Origin of the sequence: Nocardioides sp. (genome assembly GCF_050246775.1) — a bacterium.
Lineage (GTDB): Bacteria > Actinomycetota > Actinomycetes > Propionibacteriales > Nocardioidaceae > Nocardioides.
The window spans coordinates 614,668-630,907 of record NZ_JBFWVK010000002.1; the positions used below are offsets into that span (position 1 = coordinate 614,668).

A 16,240-nucleotide genomic window follows, 5' to 3' on the forward strand; every position below is an offset into this window, starting at 1 on the left:
CGTTCAGCCCCTCGCCGTCATCGCGGCCATGGTCTCGAGGATCTGGTCCCGCGTGGGGTCACGCAGCTCGTGGACGACGCGACCGTCGGCCAGGAACACCACACGGTCGGTGTAGGCGGCCGCCACCGGGTCGTGGGTGACCATGACGATGGTCTGACCGTGGTCCTTCACGCTGCTGCGCAGGAGGCCGAGCACCTCGGCGCCACTGTGGCTGTCGAGGTTGCCGGTGGGCTCGTCGGCGAAGACGATGCGCGGGCGGCTCACCAGCGCCCTGGCCACCGCCACCCGCTGCTGCTGTCCCCCGGAGAGCTCATTGGGCTTGTGGTGCAGTCGGTCTGCCAGGTCAACGGTCGCGATGACGCTGTCGAACCACGCGGGGTCCGGCTTGCGGCCGGCGATCGACAGCGGCAACAGGATGTTCTCCCGAGCCGTCAGGGTCGGGACCAGGTTGAAGGACTGGAAGACGAAACCGATCGCGTCACGGCGCAACTGCGTGAGCGCCTTGTCCTTCATCCCGACGAGGTTCTGCTCGCCGATGAAGACCGCACCGCTGTCGGCCGTGTCGAGAGCTGCGCAACAGTGCATCAGGGTCGACTTGCCCGACCCGCTGGGTCCCATGACGGCCGTGAACTCGCCCTCGGCGATCGCGAGGGTGACGTCGTCGAGCGCCGTGACGCGCGCTTCGCCGGTGCCGTAGGACTTCGTGAGGTGTTCGACGCGGGCAGCCGGGCCAGCGGTTGTCATGGTGGTCATGGCACAACTTTGCCCGCCCACGCCTGGGATCGGCTACCGGGTTCTCCCTGAGCCGACCCCGAGTCGCCTCGGTGCCACGCCCCTCGCGACCACGCCGCCTGTTTGGTTCGAACAGGTGTTCGAACCTGTGGTAGTCTGCCCCGGTGACCGTGGAGATCCAGGGCAACCTGTTCGACACTGCACCCGCCGTGACCATCAGGCCACTGGGGGGCGCAATCCGACGTACGCCGCTGGCGCGCGGCGCCTGGGTCGACGTCCGGCCCAACTGGCTCACGGGCGCGGACGAGGTGTTCACGGCCCTGGTCAGCGAGGTGCCCTGGCGGGCCGAGCGCCGGGAGATGTACGACCGCGTGGTCGACGTACCCCGACTTGTGCACACCTACGCCGCCGCCGACCCGCTGCCCCACCCGTGCCTTGCGTCAGCCCGCGACGCGCTCTCGGGCCACTACCGACCGACGCTGGGCGAGCCGTTCGTGACCGCAGGGTGCTGCTACTACCGCGACGGGCGCGACAGCGTCGCCTGGCACGGCGACACGATCGGACGCGGACAGACCGAGGACACCATGGTCGCGATCGTGTCGTTCGGCGACCCGCGGCGGCTGTTGCTGCGGCCCCGCGGAGGCGGTCCCTCCGTGGCCTTCACCATGGGACACGGTGACCTGCTGGTCATGGGCGGCTCCTGCCAGCGCACCTGGGAGCACGCGGTGCCCAAGACCGCACGCGCGGGTCCGCGGATCTCGGTGCAGTTCCGTCCGCTCAACGTGTTCTGAGCACCGCAGACCGCACAGGACCCGGCCAGCGGACTGACCGGGCCCTGCAACTCGCGATCAGCGGCGGATCAACCTCCACAGCACGACGAGCACGGCGAGGACGCCGAGGCCCGCAACGATCTGCTTGCCATAGCTCTTGATCAGGATCGGGATCACGGTGGCACCCAGATCGAGGGCATCGTCGTGGGGCGACGGTGCAGCCGCGACCGGCCGCGGCGCGGACGCCGGTGGTGCAGCCGCGGGCGCCGGGGCCGCCTCGGTCGCCGGGGCGGCGGCCTCGGCCTGCGCCGCAGCCTCGGCTGCAGCCGCATCCGCGGTCTCCTCCACCGAGGTGCCGACCCGGGTCTTCAGGCACTCGACGAACTGCCCGAGCAGCTTGTCGCTCACGTCCTGCATGACCCCGCGGCCGAACTGCGCCGGCTTCCCGGTGATGGCCAGGTCGGTCACCACCTTCACCGTGGTGCCGTCGCCGGAGTCCACCATGGTGGCCACGACGTCGGCACCGGCGGTGCCGTTGCCACGCTTGTCCTTGCCCTTGGCCTGGATCTTCATCGTGTGGGACGACTCATCCTTCTCGATGAACGTGCCCGTGCCGGAGTAGACCAGCGCGATCGGACCCAGCTTGACCTTGCACGTGCCCTGGAAGGTGTCGCCCTCCACCAACGTCACCACGGCACCGGGAAAGCACCCGCCTACCGATTCGATGTCGTTGAAGGCTGCCCAGGTCTCGTCGAGCGAGGCCGGGACGGTGAACTCGTGGGTCAGTTCCACGGGCTCACACTCCCGCAGCCGCGAGCACGGCGCGACGGGTCAGCACCGTGGCCAGGTGCTTGCGGTAGTCGCCGTCGCCGTTGAGGTCCGAGGGCGGGTTCGTGCCGTCGGCGGCGGCCGCGGCGGCCGCGCGCACGGCCTCGTCGGTCGCCGGTGCTCCGATGAGGGCGCGCTCGACCACGGCTGCCCGCAGCGGGGTGGACCCCATGTTCGTGAGGCCGATCCGGGCTTCGGCGATGGTGCCGCCCTCGGATCGGACCGTCGCGGCGACCGCCACGATCGGCCACTGGTGGGCGACGCGCACGAACTTCTCGTAGTGCGCACCCCAGCCGGTGTGCTTCGGGATCCGGATCTCGGTGAGCAGTTCGCCCTCCCCGATGGCAGTCTCGAACAGGTCGACGAAGAACTCGTCAGCCGAGACCGTGCGCGTGCCGCCCTGCCCGGCGATCACGAACTCCGCCCCCAGGGCCAGCGCCGGCGCCCCGAGGTCGCCCGCGGGATCGGCGTGGGCCAGGGCGCCACCGAAGGTGCCGCGGTGGCGGATCTGGTTGTCGGCCAGGTGCTCAACCGCCTTGCTGATCAGCGCCGCGTGCTCCGCCACCAGGTCGCTGCTGCCGACCTCGGCATGGATGGTCATGGCCCCGATGACGATGGCGTCACCGTCGTCGCGGATGCCGCGCAGGGCGTCGATCTTGCCGAGGTCCACCACCATCTCGGGGGCGTTGAGCCGCATCCTGAGCACCGGCAGCAGGCTCTGCCCACCGGCGATCACCTTGGCGTCGTCGCCGTGCTCGGCGAGGACGGCGAGCGCCTCCTCCACCGACGCCGGAGCGACGTAGTCGAACTGTGCGGGGATCACTGGACCCCTCCTTCGGACTCGTCGAAGTGCGGCATGGCCTCACCGGTGGTCGGATCCGCACCACCTGCCCCAGCCCCGTGGATCGCCTTCCAGACCCGTTCCGGCGTGCACGGCATCGTGATGTCCTTCACCCCGAACTGGCGAACGGCGTCCAGCACGGCGTTGACGACTGCGGGGGTCGAGGCGATCGTCCCGGCCTCCCCCACGCCCTTCGTCCCGAGCGTGTTGGTGAGCGACGCGGTGCTGCGGTGGTCGATGTCGAAGCTGATGGTGTCGGCCGCCGTCGGCACCAGGTAGTCCACGAACGAACCGGAGACAAGCGTCCCGGCACTGTCGTAGACGGCTTCCTCCCACAGCGCCTGGGCGATGCCCTGCAACAGGCCGCCGTGCACCTGACCGGAGACGATCAGCGGGTTGATGATGTTGCCGATGTCGTCGACACAGGTGTATTTGCGCATCTTGACCGCACCGGTCTCGGTGTCGACCTCCATGGCGCACAGGTGCGTGCCGTGCGGGTAGTTGAAGTTGATCGGGTCGTACGTCGCCGCGGAGTCCAGCGACGCCTCCACGCCGTCGGGGAGGTTGTGGGCTGCGAAGGTCGCCAACGCCACCTCTCCGATGGCCATGCCCTTGTCGGTGCCTCGGACACTGAGTCGGCCGGCGGTGAACTCGATGTCGTCGACCGAGGCCTCGAGCAGGTGGGCCGCGATCGGCTTGGCCTTCTCGATCACCTTGTCGACGGCCTTGACCAGAGCCTCACCCCCGACCACGAGCGACCGCGAGCCGTAGGTGTCCAGGCCCTTGGGTGCCACCTGCGTGTCACCGTGCAGGACCTCGATGTCATCGAAGGAGACCCCGAGCCGGTCGGCGACGATCTGGCTGAACGCCGTCTCGTGTCCCTGACCGTGGGCGGAGGCACCGGTCACGACCTCGACCTTGCCGGTGGGCAGCATCCGGACCTCGGCGTGCTCCCACCCGCCAGCGCCGTAGTCCAGCGAGCCCAGCACCCGCGACGGGGCCAGGCCACACATCTCGGTGAACGTCGAGATGCCGATGCCCAGCTGGATCGGGTCACCCGATTCACGACGGGCCTTCTGCTCGGCCCGCAGCTCGTCGTACCCGAAGTGCTCCTTGGCGAGCGCCGTGGCCTCCTCGTAGTTGCCGGAGTCGTACTCGAGCCCGGCGACCGTGGTGAAGGGGAACTCGGTGTTGGTGATCCAGTTCTTCGCGCGCAGCTCCAACGGTTCCATGTCGAGCTCGACGGCGAGCTCGTCCATCATCCGCTCGATGCCGAAGGTGGCCTCGGGCCGGCCGGCGCCGCGGTAGGCGTCGGTCCAGGTCTTGTTGGTCAGGACCGTCTGGCAGCTGAAGTGGTAGGCGGGGAACTTGTAGATCGAGTTGAACATGAACGCACCCAGGACCGGGACACCGCCGCCGACCAGGGACACGTAGGAGCCCAGGTCCGCCAGCAGTTCGACCTTGAGACCGGTCACCGTGCCGTCCCTCTCGGCCGACAGGGTGAGCTTCTGCCACTGGTCGCGACCGTGGTGGGCTGCCATCAAGGACTCCGAGCGGGTCTCGGTGTACTTCACGGGCTTGCCCAGCCGACGGGCCAGCACCATGGCGATGAACTCCTCGGGCGTGGTCTGCAGCTTGCCACCGAAGCCACCGCCGACGTCGGGCGCGATCACCCGGATCTTCTGCTCGGGGATGCCCAGGACAGCGGCCAGCAGGAAGCGCAGGATGTGCGGGATCTGGGTGGCCGACCACATCGTGATCTGCTCGCCGGTCGGGTCGACGACCACTGAACGGGGTTCCATGAACGCCGGGATGAGGCGCTGCTGACGGAACTCGCGTTCGATCACCACACCGTCCCCACGGGCCTTCTCGATGGCTGCGTTGACGTCGCCCCCGGTGCCGGCGGCCCCGGAGTCGAACTGCCACAGCGCCGACTTGTTGGTGCCCAGGTCGGGGTGGGCCAGGATCTTGTCCTCCGCGGACTCCTTGAGGTCGAGCGCGGCCGGCAGCTCCTCGTAGTCGACATCGACGAGCTCGGCTGCGTCGCGGGCCTCGGCCGCGGTGCGGGCCACCACGACGGCGACGATCTCACCGGCGAAGGTCACCCGGTCGACGGCCACCGGCGGGTGCGCCGGGGTGACCTGGTCGGGCGTGATCGGCCAGGCGTTGGGCAGCGAACCCTGCTCCTCGGCCACATCACGACCGGTGATGACGGTGACCACGTTGGTGGAGGCCTTGGCGTCGTCGACGTTGATGGCCGTGATCTTCGCGTGCGCGAACGGGCTGCGCACCATGGCCAGGTGGAGCATCCCGGGCAGCGTGATGTTGTCGGTCCAGCGCGTGCGACCGGTGATCAGCCGCTGGTCCTCCTTGCGGCGCCGGTCGCGGCCGATCTCGGTGGCGACCTTCGGCTCCTGGACGGCAGTCACTTGGCACCTCCTGCGGCAGCGTGCTCCACGGCCTTCACGATGTTGTGGTAGCCGGTGCAGCGGCACAGGTTGCCCTCGATGCCGACCCGGATCTCAGCCTCGGTCGGGTTCGGGTTCTCGTTGAGCAGGTCGACGCACTGCATGATCATGCCCGGCGTACAGAAGCCGCACTGCAGGGCGTGGCACTCGTGGAAGGCGGCCTGCACGGGGTGCAGCTCGCCGTCCTGGGCGAGGCCCTCGATGGTGGTGACCTCGTGTCCGTCAGCCTGGACGGCCAGGACGTTGCAGGACTTCACGCTCCTGCCATCGAGGTGGACGGTGCAGGCACCGCAGTTGCTGGTGTCGCACCCGATGACGGTGCCGGTCTTTCCGAGCTTCTCGCGCAGGTACTGCACGAGGAGCATCCGGGGTTCGACTTCGTCGGAGACCGTGGCCCCGTCGACGGTGAGTTGGATCTTGGTCATGAACGCTCCTGGAGGGCATGCAAACGACGGCTGAACCTGTGACCTGGCTCACGCTAGGCCGGCGAGGTTGGCGAAAGGTTGGCCGGCGTGTGGTGGGAACACCCATGTCAGTCCGGACTCCTCAGCAGCGCCCCCAACACCATCGCCGCCCAGCGAGGGACCATCCCGATGCTCACTCCTTGCCGAAGCCCCGGTAGCCCGGGAAAGGTCCGTGGCAATGCGGGCTGGTGACCAGGATCGTTGACATCTCGACGGAACCATGACGCCCGTCGCCATCTTCATACGTGATCCGAAGCGGCCCGGCCGAGCCGCGGACTGCCGCGTAGCCAATGACGAACCCGGTGAATTCGTCCCGGCCGCTTTGCGGTGGAATCACCGAGCCTTCGGCAGGCTCGCTGCGTTTCCAGGCGGCCCGCCACGCCTTCGGCAGTCCCCTCGGCGGATACCCGTACCACTGTCCGAATCCGCCGAATGGCGTCGAGGAGTCCTGCCGCAGCGCGTTGATACCGAGCACCTGGACTTGCACCGCCCTGGTGAGCTCGGCCGTCAGGACTGTCACCGGCTTGTCACTGCGATTGCGGACACCTTCGATGCTCACGGTCATTCCTGCCGCAGTGCCGGAGGTAGCCATGCACATGGTTGCGGGATCGTCACCCAAGGTGACCAATGCAGTGGAGACAGACGATTCAGCTGACGAGCATCCGGCGAGGATGAGCAAGGCTGCCAACACGAGAGCCGTCCACCGGTCCCAGTTCACGAACGTCGAGCGATCAAGGCGCCAGGACGACCCGTCAGCCGACCGTGCCAACCGCACAGCCGAGCCTTTCCAACAAAGGTCACGTGGTTATGCGCCAAGCGACTGAAGCCACTGCTCGACGAGAGCGAGAGGCTGCCCAACACCCCCTTCATGCCCGCCGTGAGGTCCACACCGTTCGACCAAGTCACCGCATGCGTGGTTCCGGAGTTCCAGTAGCCGCCCTTCTTGAACGGCTTGCAGAAGCCCGCCGACGACGTAGGCGTTGACGGGCCGGCCAGGGAGCCTTGGCCTCCCTCCCACCGGATCCGGCGGACCATGTGACCGGCGGTGTACCACCTGCCCGAGAGATAGTCATAGACCTGATAGGCGAACTTGCCGTAGGAGAAGTAGGTCCGGTAGATGCGATGTGCCTTGCCCCTGGCCACGGGGAAGCCCATCGAGTTGTCCGTCGAAGTCGTCCAGGTCTGGCTGGCACTGTAGGAGCCGTTGGCCCCGCTGACGGACCACCCGGCTCCCAGGCTCGAGGTCGCCCCGCCCGAGTAGACGTAGCGCTCCCTGGCTCGCTTGGTGTTGCTCCAGTATTGACCGACGGCGGCTGGCCGGTCACGGAACCTGCGCTCGAGCAGGTAACGCACACCGCTCGGTGCCTGCTCGGCGAGCGCCCGGGGAAGGTTTGCGAGATCGGAGCGGCTCACCGTGACCGGCGCCGGTCGACCACGCAGACTGGTGGCACCGGCCAGGCGCGCGGGCTCCGACTCCGTGCTGGTGAAGGATTCAGTCAACCCACCTGACACCGACGCCGGACCGACTGCGATCGGCCGATCCAATCCGAGACCCAGCGCCGTTCCCGACTCGCTCCTCATCACGAAACCCCGCTGCGTCCGGGACAGGAAGCCCGGGAACACCCGCATCTGCAGACGCTGCCCACGCTGCACGACCAAGCGCAGGTTGAGCACGCCATAGTCGTCGGCGGCACGGCGCAGCGTCGCCGCCGACGGCCACCCGATGGCGTAGCAGCCACCCGTCGTGACCTGGCTCGAGCCGAGGTGCGTGAGGTAGGACGCGTCGCCCACCTTCATGCTGGACGGCTCCGGCTTCGGCTCGGCGTACAGGTCGACCCTGGCCGCCGCAGCAACGCCCCCCACCTGTCCGGAGACCCCGCTTCCCGTCGGACAGGACACCGCGTGATCCAGACCTGCGGCCGCCTCCTGTGGACCCGCGGCCACGAGCGCCGAGGCCAACACCGCTCCGGCAAGCACGGGTGCACCCACAACCGTGACTATCTTCATTTTTCCCCCGAATCTGCATGTTTATTATGTGATCTACATGCAGAAACCTAGGGAGAGATGACAGAACTAGTCAACGACCAAACGGGGAACCTGTGCAAAAGTCAGGATCGACTGGTCGCGGCGAGCCGGCCCTTCAGCAACGGCTTGGCGGGGTGCGCACGCTCCCCCAGGGCAAGCAGGCACACCTCGAGCACCTCGACGTCGTACGGCGCGAGCTCGCTGTAGTGCACCACCGCGGACGGGTCGGGGTTGGCCAGGAGCGCCTCACGGACCGCGACGGCGACGTAGTCGGCCAGCTCGGTCAGCGCTGGTGAGTTGGTGCCCGGCAACAGATCGCCACCGTAGGCGTCGACCGCGGCGACGACCTCGCCGCGACGAAGGAGGTCGAGCACCGTCTCGACATCGGTCTGCACCGGCATCGTGAGCCGATAGGGGCGAGAAGCCAGCTGGCCCGACAGGGCACGACGCAGGTGCGAGACCTCCGCCTTCAACGTGGACAGGGTCACCGAGGCATCGCCGTACAACAACGCGTGCAGGTGGTCGACCGACAGCCCCTCGGGGTGGATCGCCAACAGCGCCAGGATCTCGGTCTGGCGCCGGTTGAGGAGCAGGCGTACGCCGTCGAGTCGGGCTTCGGCAGTGCCCAGCAAAGTCAGGCTGAGCCCCGGCTCGCCGCTGTCGATGCTGCCGGTGACCAGGCCCGAGGTGGAGATCGGCATCGCCGTCTCGATCAGGCGGGCCAGCACGCGGGCCGTGGCCAGCCCGATCGGGTGGGTGCGGTCCCAGGTCGTCGACAGGTCGAGGACGCCCAGCTGCTCACCGGTGGCCGGGTCGTGCACCGGCGCAGCCCAGCAGACCCAGTTGTGCACGATCGGTGCGTAGTGCTCGGCACTGAACACCATGCTCGGGGTGTCGAGGCGGTTGGCCAGGTCGAGGGCGTTGGTGCCGACGCTCTCGTCGTCCCACCGACCACCGGCCACGAAGTTGACGGTCTCGGCCTTGCGGCGCATCACGCGCCCGCCGTACGTCCACAGGATCCGGGTCTCGGGGTCGGTGACGGCCAGCACCAGGTCGCCGTCCTCGGCGGTACGGCGCAGTTCGGCCTCGACGCGTTCCACGGCGGTCTGCAGCTGCGAGCCGTGCCAGATGGCCCGGGTGTCGGACTCGTCGGCGAGGGGCGCCTCGGTCACCTCACGGGCCAGCGCTGCCTCCGAGCGTGCCCAGCTGCTCAGGATCTCGGGGCGGACCAGGTCCTCGGCCTCGTCACCACGCTCGACGAACGACGACCAGGCGCGCGTGGCAGCCAGTCGACGGTGCTGCAGATCCCTGCGGTTGACGTGCATCAACCCTCCTGTGGCGTGACGTTCGCCACGTTAGCCGAGAGGTGGGAAGAACGACATGTTTCAACCAGATCGTCGGAAACCACGCAGTCCGGGCATCAGTGCCCGCACGGATCGCTGCCGCCAGGCGCCCAGCCAGAGACCCGACCCGTAGGCGAGGTCGTCGAGCCGGTGGGCGACCACGTACGGGACCGGACCCAGGCCGGGCCGGGTCCGGCGGTAGTCCGCAAGACCCTCGACGACGGCCGCTGCCACCAGGGCTCGGCGGGCACGCGGGGAGAGCGTCGCGGCCACCACCGCCAGCGGCCAGTAGTGGCGGGTCAGCGCCGCCGAGGTCTGCCAGCAGGTCGCCACCGCACCCTCGAGCGTGAGCACAGCCGCGGCGCGCATGGGGTGCTCGCTGCGCTGGAGCTTGCGACTCACGCCCGCGCTCGCCACGCCGGCCGCCGCCAGGCCTACCGGCAGCGACCATCGCCGCTGCGCGAGCAGCGAGACCATCAGCACCAGTGACCAGGGGGCGAGCACCATCGGCGCCACGGCGCTCTCATGACGGGCGGCCAACGGTGCGGCCGACGTCCCGTAGAAGCTCTTGCGCGCCAACCAGGGTCCGAGCCGGGCCAGGTGTTCGTGCCGCACGGCTGCGCCGGGCTCGTAGCGCACGCGCCACCCGTCAGCCAGCAGCCGCCAGACCAGGTCGACGTCCTCACCGACCCGCATCGCCTCGTCGAAGCCGCTCCCCAGCGACGCGACCCGGGCGACCAGGCACGCGCTCGGCAGATAGGAGACCGCACCGCCGACCCGCACGGCGGCCGGTTCAGCGCCGAGGTCGAGGGAGGAGCGGGCCTGCTCGTAGCGTTCCAGCCACGTGTCGCCGGCGCTCTCCAGCGGGCCGAGGATGCGGGGTGCGACCACGGCCACGGCCGGGTCGTCGAGATGCCTGCGCAGGACGGCGAGCCACCCCGGCTCCGGCACGACGTCGGAGTCGCAGAACGCGACGTACGGCGTCTCGACGAGCCGAAGCCCCGTGTTGCGCGCGGCGGCCGGCCCGCGGTTCTCGGAGTGGCTGACCAGCCGGGCGCCGTACGCCGCACACACCGCGGCGACCGCATGTGGCGACCGGGAGCCGTCGTCGACGACCACGACCGGCAACTGCGTCGGCAGCGCGGCCAACAGCTGGCCCAACGCGACGGCACGGTCCTGGATCGGCACGACGAGAGTCACGTCGGTGACCGAGGCGTCGGGCCCTGGCGGATCGGACCAGGACGGGTCGGCGAAACCGCGGTCGAGCAGCAGCCGGGCCAGCGTGCCGGCCGTCCCCGCGTCGGCCACCACGGTGTCGGAGCGCACGAGGGCCGCCGCCTCGGGCGCCAGGTAGAGCACCGAGCCCGCGGATCCGCCGACGAGGCTCCGACCGTCGTCACAGATCTTGACCCGGCGCGACAGCGAGGCTGCGAAACCGGTCGGAAGCCGGACGTCGGTGGGCGCGCTCACGACTGTGAACCTACGCCGCCGACCTGTCGCAGATGTACATGTCCACGTGTACATCTGCGACAGGTCAGCGACTGTGGGCTGCACATCTGCGACAGGTCGGGGAGGTGCCTGTCGGTTCGGACAGGTCGGGCACTCGTCGGGCGAACCGTTTCCCGATCCTCGTCTGTCACTGGGGCCCGATCACTCCTAGCGTCGCAGCCGAGCCACCCACATCCCCAGGAGGTCTGACCCATGCAGGTCGACGAACTGCTCAAACCCTTTCCGATCAAGGAGTTCCACCCGTTCCCCCGTGCACTGATGGGACCTGGCGCCCACGAGATGATCGGGCCGGAGGCCCTCAAGCTGGGCTTCCGCAAGACGCTCGTCATGACATCCGGGCTGCGTGGCACCGACATCGTGCACAAGATCGTGGAATCGATGAAGTACCACGGTCTCGAGGTCGTGGTCTACGACAAGGTCGAGTCCAACCCCAAGGACTACAACGTCATGGACTCGGTCGCGCTCTACCAGGAGAACGCCTGCGACTCCTTCGTGTCCATCGGTGGCGGATCGTCGCACGACGCCTGCAAGGGCGCCCGGGTGTCGGTGGCTCACGACGGCCGCAACGTCAACGAGTTCGAGGGCTTCAACATGTCCGAGAACCCCAAGAACCCACCTCACATCGCCGTCTCCACCACGGCCGGGACAGGCTCGGAGACGTCCTGGGCCTACGTCATCACCGACACCACGACCGACCCCGACAACCCCCACAAGTACGTCGCCTTCGACGACGCCTCGGTCACCAGCCTGGCCATCGACGACCCGGTGCTCTACTTCGACTGCCCCGTCGACTACACCGCCCAGTGCGGTTTCGACGTGCTCGCCCACGCCAGTGAGCCCTACGTGTCGCGCCTCAACTTCGAGCCCTCCCTGGGCAACGCGATCCGAGCGATCAAGCTGACCAGCGAGAACCTTCGCGAGGCGGTCTGGAACGGCCAGGACCTCAAGGGCCGCGAGGGCATGATGTACGCCCAGTACATCGCCGCCCAGGCGTTCAACTCAGGCGGCCTCGGCATCATTCACTCGATCTCCCACGCCGTGTCCGCGTTTTACGACACCCACCACGGACTCAACAACGCCATCGCGTTGCCGCGGGTGTGGGCCTTCAACATGCCGGCCGTCTACGGACGCTTCGCCGACATCGCCGAGGCCATGGGCATCGACACCCACGGCATGACCAAGCCGCAGGCCGCCGACGCCGCGCTCGCCGCCGCGATCCGGCTGCTGCGCGACGTGGGGATCCCGGAGAAGTTCACCGACGTGACGGCCGACAGCTACTCGAAGAACCGCCTGGGCACCGGCCCGACCGCGTTCTACGAGAACGCCAAGACCATCACCGGGGACGCCGACGACGTCGACCGGATCACCAACCACGTGCTCGGCGACGCCTGCACCCCGGGCAACGCCAAGGAGTGCACCTTCGAGACGGTACGTCCCGTGGTCGACCACTGCATGAACGGCGACCTGGACGACCTCATCTCCTGAAAGGCCCTGGTCTCGACAGGCCCGACCACCGACACGTGGCCCGACCACCGACAGGTCGGTCGAGCCTGTCGAGACCCCACCACCGACGAACGGGAGCACCGGTGACCAGCACCGAGCAGGACAGCCGACCGCACGACTTCGAGGACGTCGAGGAGACTCGTGACCGGTTCGCCGAGCACGGCTACCTCGCCGACGACCGGTTGGCCACCACGGTGTTCCTGCAGTCGCGCCTCGACAAGCCGATCCTGCTGGAGGGACCGGCCGGGGTCGGCAAGACCCAGCTCGCGACCAGTCTTGCGGCCGTCACGGGGCGGCGGCTGATCCGGTTGCAGTGCTACGAGGGCCAGGACGAGACGAAGGCCCTCTACGAGTGGGACACGGAAAGCAGATGCTCTACACCCAGATCCTGCGCGAGAAGATCGGGCAGATCGTGGAGGACGCCAGCGACCTCAACGAGGCCGTCGAACGCATCGCGAAGCAGGACAGCATCTTCTTCTCCGAGCGCTTCCTGTCCCCACGCCCACTGCTGGACGCCATCACCTCCGAGGAGCCGGTCGTCCTCCTCATCGACGAGGTGGACCGGGCTGACGAGGCGCTCGAAGCGGTGCTGCTGGAACTGCTCTCGGAGTTCCAGATTTCCATTCCCGAGGTCGGCACGATCACCGCCAAGCACCTGCCGTACGTCGTCCTGACCTCGAACAACACCCGGGACCTCTCGGCCGCCCTCAAGCGGCGGTGCCTGCACCTGTTCCTGGACTACCCCGAGTCGGAGCGGGAGCTGGCGATCATCCGGTCCAAGGACACCGGGCTGGCCGAGTCGCTCGCCGTACGGTTGGTCGAGATCGTGCGCGGCCTGCGCGAGCTCGAGCTGCGCAAGTCGCCCAGCATCTCCGAGACCATCGACTGGGCTCGCACGCTCGCGGTGCTGGGGATCGAGGAGCTCACCGCCGACGTGCTGTCGGCCACGCTCAACGTGGTCGTGAAGTACGAGCGGGACCTCGACAAGGCGCGCAAGGCCATCCCGCACCTGGTCGACCCCAACGCGACCGTGCCCGACAGCCTCGGACACGGGCACGGTCACGGGCACGGGCACGGCTCCGACCACGGGACCGATCACCGCCCCGACGACGGCGACGTCGACGGCAGGGCGAAGCGAGCGGCCAAGGACCTGCCCGGACGCCACGACGCGGCGTACCAGGGCATCGCCGGCAGCTCGGGCGACGCGTCCACCGCGCCCAAGAAGGTCAGTGCCGGCCAAGGCGAACGCTCGTTCGCCGCCCGGTCCGCACGCAAGCGACCGGTCTGAGCCATGGAAGGCGCCGTCCACCGCTTCATCCGGCTCCTGCGGCTGCACGGTGTGCGGGTCAGCACCGCCGAGGCAGTCGACGCCATGCACGCCGTGGCCCTGCACAGCGTGCTGGGCGAGCGTGAGGTGCTGAGGTCGGCCCTCGCCGTGAGCCTGATCAAGGATCGCCGAGACCTGGCCACGTTCGACCGGGTCTTCGACCGCTTCTTCGGACTCCGAGTCGTCATCGAGGACGACCCCGATCACGGCCACTCCCACGCCCACGACGACCTGAGCGACGACGGCGAGCTGGAGCAGTTCACCTTGTCGGAGGAGCCCGGCGACACCCCTGAGGACGGGCACTCGCACGGCAAGCCGGACGACATCAAGGAGTACTTCAAGCCCGAGGACATGGCCCAGCAGTTCAACCTGCACCAGGAGGCCAACAAGATCGACATCGCAGCCCTCACCGACGAGATCGTGCTGTCCAACGACACCCAGGGCAGCGCGGGCGAAGCAGCGCGGGTGCAGATCAGCACCAGTCGCATGCACAACCCCGGGGCCCCCGGCGACCTGGTCACTGCGCCCGGCATGCAGCTCGACACCGAGCTCACCGTGGCCGAGGAGATGGCCCTGCTCAGCTGGCTTGAGCAGACCATCGACGACTCCGCCGACGACGACGCGGGAACCTCGCTGGCCGCCCTCCGAGAGGCCCTCGCGCCCTACCTCGCCGGTTTGCCCGAACGCCTGCGCCAGCACCTCGAGAAGCTCATGGCGATGGAGCGCGAGATCGAGACCCGCGAGATCGCCGCCGCCCAGGCCGAGAGCATCGACGAGGCCGAACGGGCCCAGCTCGAGGAAGCCCTACGCCGCCTGATCCGAAGCTTGCACGGCGCACCGCGCTCGCGTCGCAAGGCCGCTGCGCGGGGCGTCGTCGATGGCGCCCGAACGATGCGGGCCAACATGCGGTACGACGGGGTGCCGTTCCGTCCCGTCACCGTGAGCAAGGTGGAGGACCGGCCCAAGCTCCTGGTGCTCTGCGACGTCTCGCTCTCGGTGCGTTCGACCGCCCGCTTCACCCTCCACCTCGTCCACAGCCTGCAGTCGATGGCTTCCTCGGTGCGGACCTTCGCCTTCGTGAAGGACGTGGTCGAGATCACCGACCTCTTCGCCGAGCACCGCACCGAAGAGGCCCTGTCGCTGGTGATGTCGGGGCTGCCGGCCGGCGGCGTCCTGGACGTCGACGCCGACTCCGACTACGGCTCGGCGTTCGAGCAGTTCCTGGACCAGTTCGGCTCCTCGGTCACCCGGCGCACCACCCTGATCGTGCTCGGCGACGGCCGCGGGAACGGCAACGACCCCGGTCTGGGCGCGTTCGAGGAGCTCACCCGGCGCGCCCGCGAGACTGTGTGGCTGACGCCGGAGCCCCGCTACTCCTGGGGGTTGGGCCGCTGCGACCTGCCCGCGTACGCCGAGCACTGCAGCCGGGTTCAAGTCGTACGCAACCTGACCGGCCTCGACCGTGTCTCGGTGTCCATGGCGGAGCCCGCGACATGAGCTCGCTCCCGACGCCCTCGACCCTGCATGCCGCGCTCCACGCCGCTCCGATCGACCCGCTGGCGCCGCAGATCAGCGGGGCCTACCGCGACGAGGTGATCGAGGTGCGCGCCCTGGGCCGGCTGCGCCCCCGCCGTAGCCTGCACATGATCCGGACCGAGCACTTCGATCTCACGCAGGTGGGAGAACGGCTGCACGTCGAGCACGCCGTCGCCCCTGAACGCATCGACGACGACCTCGGCGGGCTGCTGGCCGACGAGCTGTTCGGGCCGGGCTGGTTGCGCGGCGGCGAGCTGTTCGAGCGGATCTTCACCGGCATCGTGCGGACCTCGGCGGTGGACCCGCTGACGAGCTGGGAGCTGTTCTATCGCAACAGCCTGGAGAGGATCGGTGCTCAACTCACCCACTCAGGCACCGCACGGCACGGCACCATCGCCGGCTACGCGCCGGTCTATGCCCACGCAGAGGACCTGCTGAGCCACGGAACGGTGCTCGAGCTCGGCTGCTGCTTCGGGTTCCTCTCGCTGCGGATCGCGGCTGCCGGCCGCCAGGTGATCGCCTCCGACGTGTCGGCCGGGACCATGCGCCTGCTCGACGCGGTGTCGCCACGGTTGGGCACCCAGCTCACCACCCGGGTCGCCGACGCCGCCCGGTTCCCCGGTCCGGACGGCTGCGCCGACACCGTCCTGGCGATCCACCTCCTCGAGCACCTGGTGCCCGCGGAGGGCGATCTCGCGGTGGCCGAGGCGGTGCGGCTGGCGGCCCGCCGCGTGGTGATCGCCGTACCCCTCGAGGCGGAGGCCGATGAGACCTGGGGCCATGTGCGCACCGTGTCGCTCGCCGACCTGACCGCTTGGGGCGAGGCCTCGGGATGGTCGTACGACGTGCACGAGCACCACGGCGGCTGGCTGGTCATCGACAAGCGCTGAGCCC

At 68.9% G+C, this 16,240-nt stretch carries 14 protein-coding genes and 1 pseudogene; 6 read left to right on the forward strand and 9 right to left on the reverse strand.

What is annotated here, in order from left to right; translation table 11 throughout:
• Positions 1-3: 3 nt before the first annotated feature.
• On the reverse strand, positions 4-753 hold the full coding sequence (locus AB7I40_RS12830) for an ABC transporter ATP-binding protein (protein WP_428344794.1): 750 nt from the start codon (positions 751-753) through the stop codon (positions 4-6).
• A gap of 143 nt (positions 754-896) precedes the next feature.
• Here AB7I40_RS12830 and AB7I40_RS12835 point away from each other — a divergent pair, with 143 nt between their 5' ends.
• Positions 897-1,523 carry an alpha-ketoglutarate-dependent dioxygenase AlkB gene (locus AB7I40_RS12835; RefSeq protein ID WP_428344795.1) on the forward strand — a complete coding sequence of 209 codons (627 nt, stop codon included), beginning with the start codon at positions 897-899 and terminating at the stop codon, positions 1,521-1,523.
• A gap of 57 nt (positions 1,524-1,580) precedes the next feature.
• On the opposite strand, the gene AB7I40_RS12840 is transcribed toward AB7I40_RS12835, so the two are convergent.
• The 8 genes from AB7I40_RS12840 to mftF all read right to left on the reverse strand — a co-directional run bounded on the left by AB7I40_RS12840 (position 1,581) and on the right by mftF (position 10,941).
• A complete protein-coding gene (locus AB7I40_RS12840) occupies positions 1,581-2,294 on the reverse strand; it encodes an SRPBCC family protein (protein ID WP_428344796.1) in 714 nt (237 codons plus the stop codon).
• Between the two features lie 4 nt (positions 2,295-2,298).
• Complete coding sequence (locus AB7I40_RS12845; RefSeq protein WP_428344797.1) at positions 2,299-3,153, reverse strand: FAD binding domain-containing protein; 855 nt, start codon at positions 3,151-3,153, stop codon at positions 2,299-2,301.
• Positions 3,150-5,600: a xanthine dehydrogenase family protein molybdopterin-binding subunit gene (locus tag AB7I40_RS12850; RefSeq protein ID WP_428344798.1), complete on the reverse strand. Its 2,451-nt coding sequence runs from the start codon at positions 5,598-5,600 to the stop codon at positions 3,150-3,152. The genes AB7I40_RS12845 and AB7I40_RS12850 overlap by 4 nt, the downstream gene beginning before the upstream one ends.
• Positions 5,597-6,064, reverse strand: a complete 468-nt coding sequence (locus AB7I40_RS12855; RefSeq protein ID WP_428344799.1) for a (2Fe-2S)-binding protein — start codon at positions 6,062-6,064, stop codon at positions 5,597-5,599. The genes AB7I40_RS12850 and AB7I40_RS12855 overlap by 4 nt, the downstream gene beginning before the upstream one ends.
• A gap of 172 nt (positions 6,065-6,236) precedes the next feature.
• A complete protein-coding gene (locus AB7I40_RS12860) occupies positions 6,237-6,662 on the reverse strand; it encodes a hypothetical protein (RefSeq protein ID WP_428344800.1) in 426 nt (141 codons plus the stop codon).
• A gap of 155 nt (positions 6,663-6,817) precedes the next feature.
• Entirely contained in the window at positions 6,818-8,092 is a 1,275-nt protein-coding gene (locus AB7I40_RS12865) for a hypothetical protein (RefSeq protein ID WP_428344801.1), read from the reverse strand.
• Between the two features lie 119 nt (positions 8,093-8,211).
• Entirely contained in the window at positions 8,212-9,453 is a 1,242-nt protein-coding gene (locus tag AB7I40_RS12870; RefSeq protein WP_428344802.1) for a transcriptional regulator, read from the reverse strand.
• 60 nt (positions 9,454-9,513) lie between these two features.
• Positions 9,514-10,941, reverse strand: a complete 1,428-nt coding sequence (gene mftF, locus AB7I40_RS12875) for a mycofactocin biosynthesis glycosyltransferase MftF (RefSeq protein ID WP_428344803.1) — start codon at positions 10,939-10,941, stop codon at positions 9,514-9,516.
• A gap of 231 nt (positions 10,942-11,172) precedes the next feature.
• Between mftF and mdo the strand changes: the two genes are divergently transcribed.
• From mdo to mftM, 5 genes and pseudogenes are all read left to right on the forward strand, one after another.
• Positions 11,173-12,465 carry an NDMA-dependent methanol dehydrogenase gene (gene mdo, locus AB7I40_RS12880; RefSeq protein WP_428344804.1) on the forward strand — a complete coding sequence of 431 codons (1,293 nt, stop codon included), beginning with the start codon at positions 11,173-11,175 and terminating at the stop codon, positions 12,463-12,465.
• Positions 12,466-12,677: 212 nt separating this feature from the next.
• Positions 12,678-12,791: pseudogene (locus tag AB7I40_RS12885) on the forward strand (AAA family ATPase); the annotation flags it as partial.
• 44 nt (positions 12,792-12,835) lie between these two features.
• Positions 12,836-13,771 carry an AAA family ATPase gene (locus AB7I40_RS12890; RefSeq protein WP_428344805.1) on the forward strand — a complete coding sequence of 312 codons (936 nt, stop codon included), beginning with the start codon at positions 12,836-12,838 and terminating at the stop codon, positions 13,769-13,771.
• Between the two features lie 3 nt (positions 13,772-13,774).
• Positions 13,775-15,307, forward strand: coding sequence for a VWA domain-containing protein (locus AB7I40_RS12895; protein ID WP_428344806.1), 1,533 nt, complete (start codon positions 13,775-13,777; stop codon positions 15,305-15,307).
• Positions 15,304-16,236 carry a mycofactocin oligosaccharide methyltransferase MftM gene (gene mftM, locus AB7I40_RS12900; RefSeq protein WP_428344807.1) on the forward strand — a complete coding sequence of 311 codons (933 nt, stop codon included), beginning with the start codon at positions 15,304-15,306 and terminating at the stop codon, positions 16,234-16,236. The genes AB7I40_RS12895 and mftM overlap by 4 nt, the downstream gene beginning before the upstream one ends.
• Positions 16,237-16,240: the final 4 nt, after the last annotated feature.

Bases quoted from the DNA above. Each gene is read 5' to 3' on its own strand.
- mftM (WP_428344807.1), top strand. From the start codon at position 15,304: ATGAGCTCGCTCCCGACGCCCTCGACCCTGCATGCCGCGCTCCACGCC.
- AB7I40_RS12855 (WP_428344799.1), bottom strand. From the start codon at position 6,064: ATGACCAAGATCCAACTCACCGTCGACGGGGCCACGGTCTCCGACGAA.
- AB7I40_RS12870 (WP_428344802.1), bottom strand. From the start codon at position 9,453: ATGCACGTCAACCGCAGGGATCTGCAGCACCGTCGACTGGCTGCCACG.
- AB7I40_RS12830 (WP_428344794.1), bottom strand. From the start codon at position 753: ATGACCACCATGACAACCGCTGGCCCGGCTGCCCGCGTCGAACACCTC.
- mdo (WP_428344804.1), top strand. From the start codon at position 11,173: ATGCAGGTCGACGAACTGCTCAAACCCTTTCCGATCAAGGAGTTCCAC.
- AB7I40_RS12895 (WP_428344806.1), top strand. From the start codon at position 13,775: ATGGAAGGCGCCGTCCACCGCTTCATCCGGCTCCTGCGGCTGCACGGT.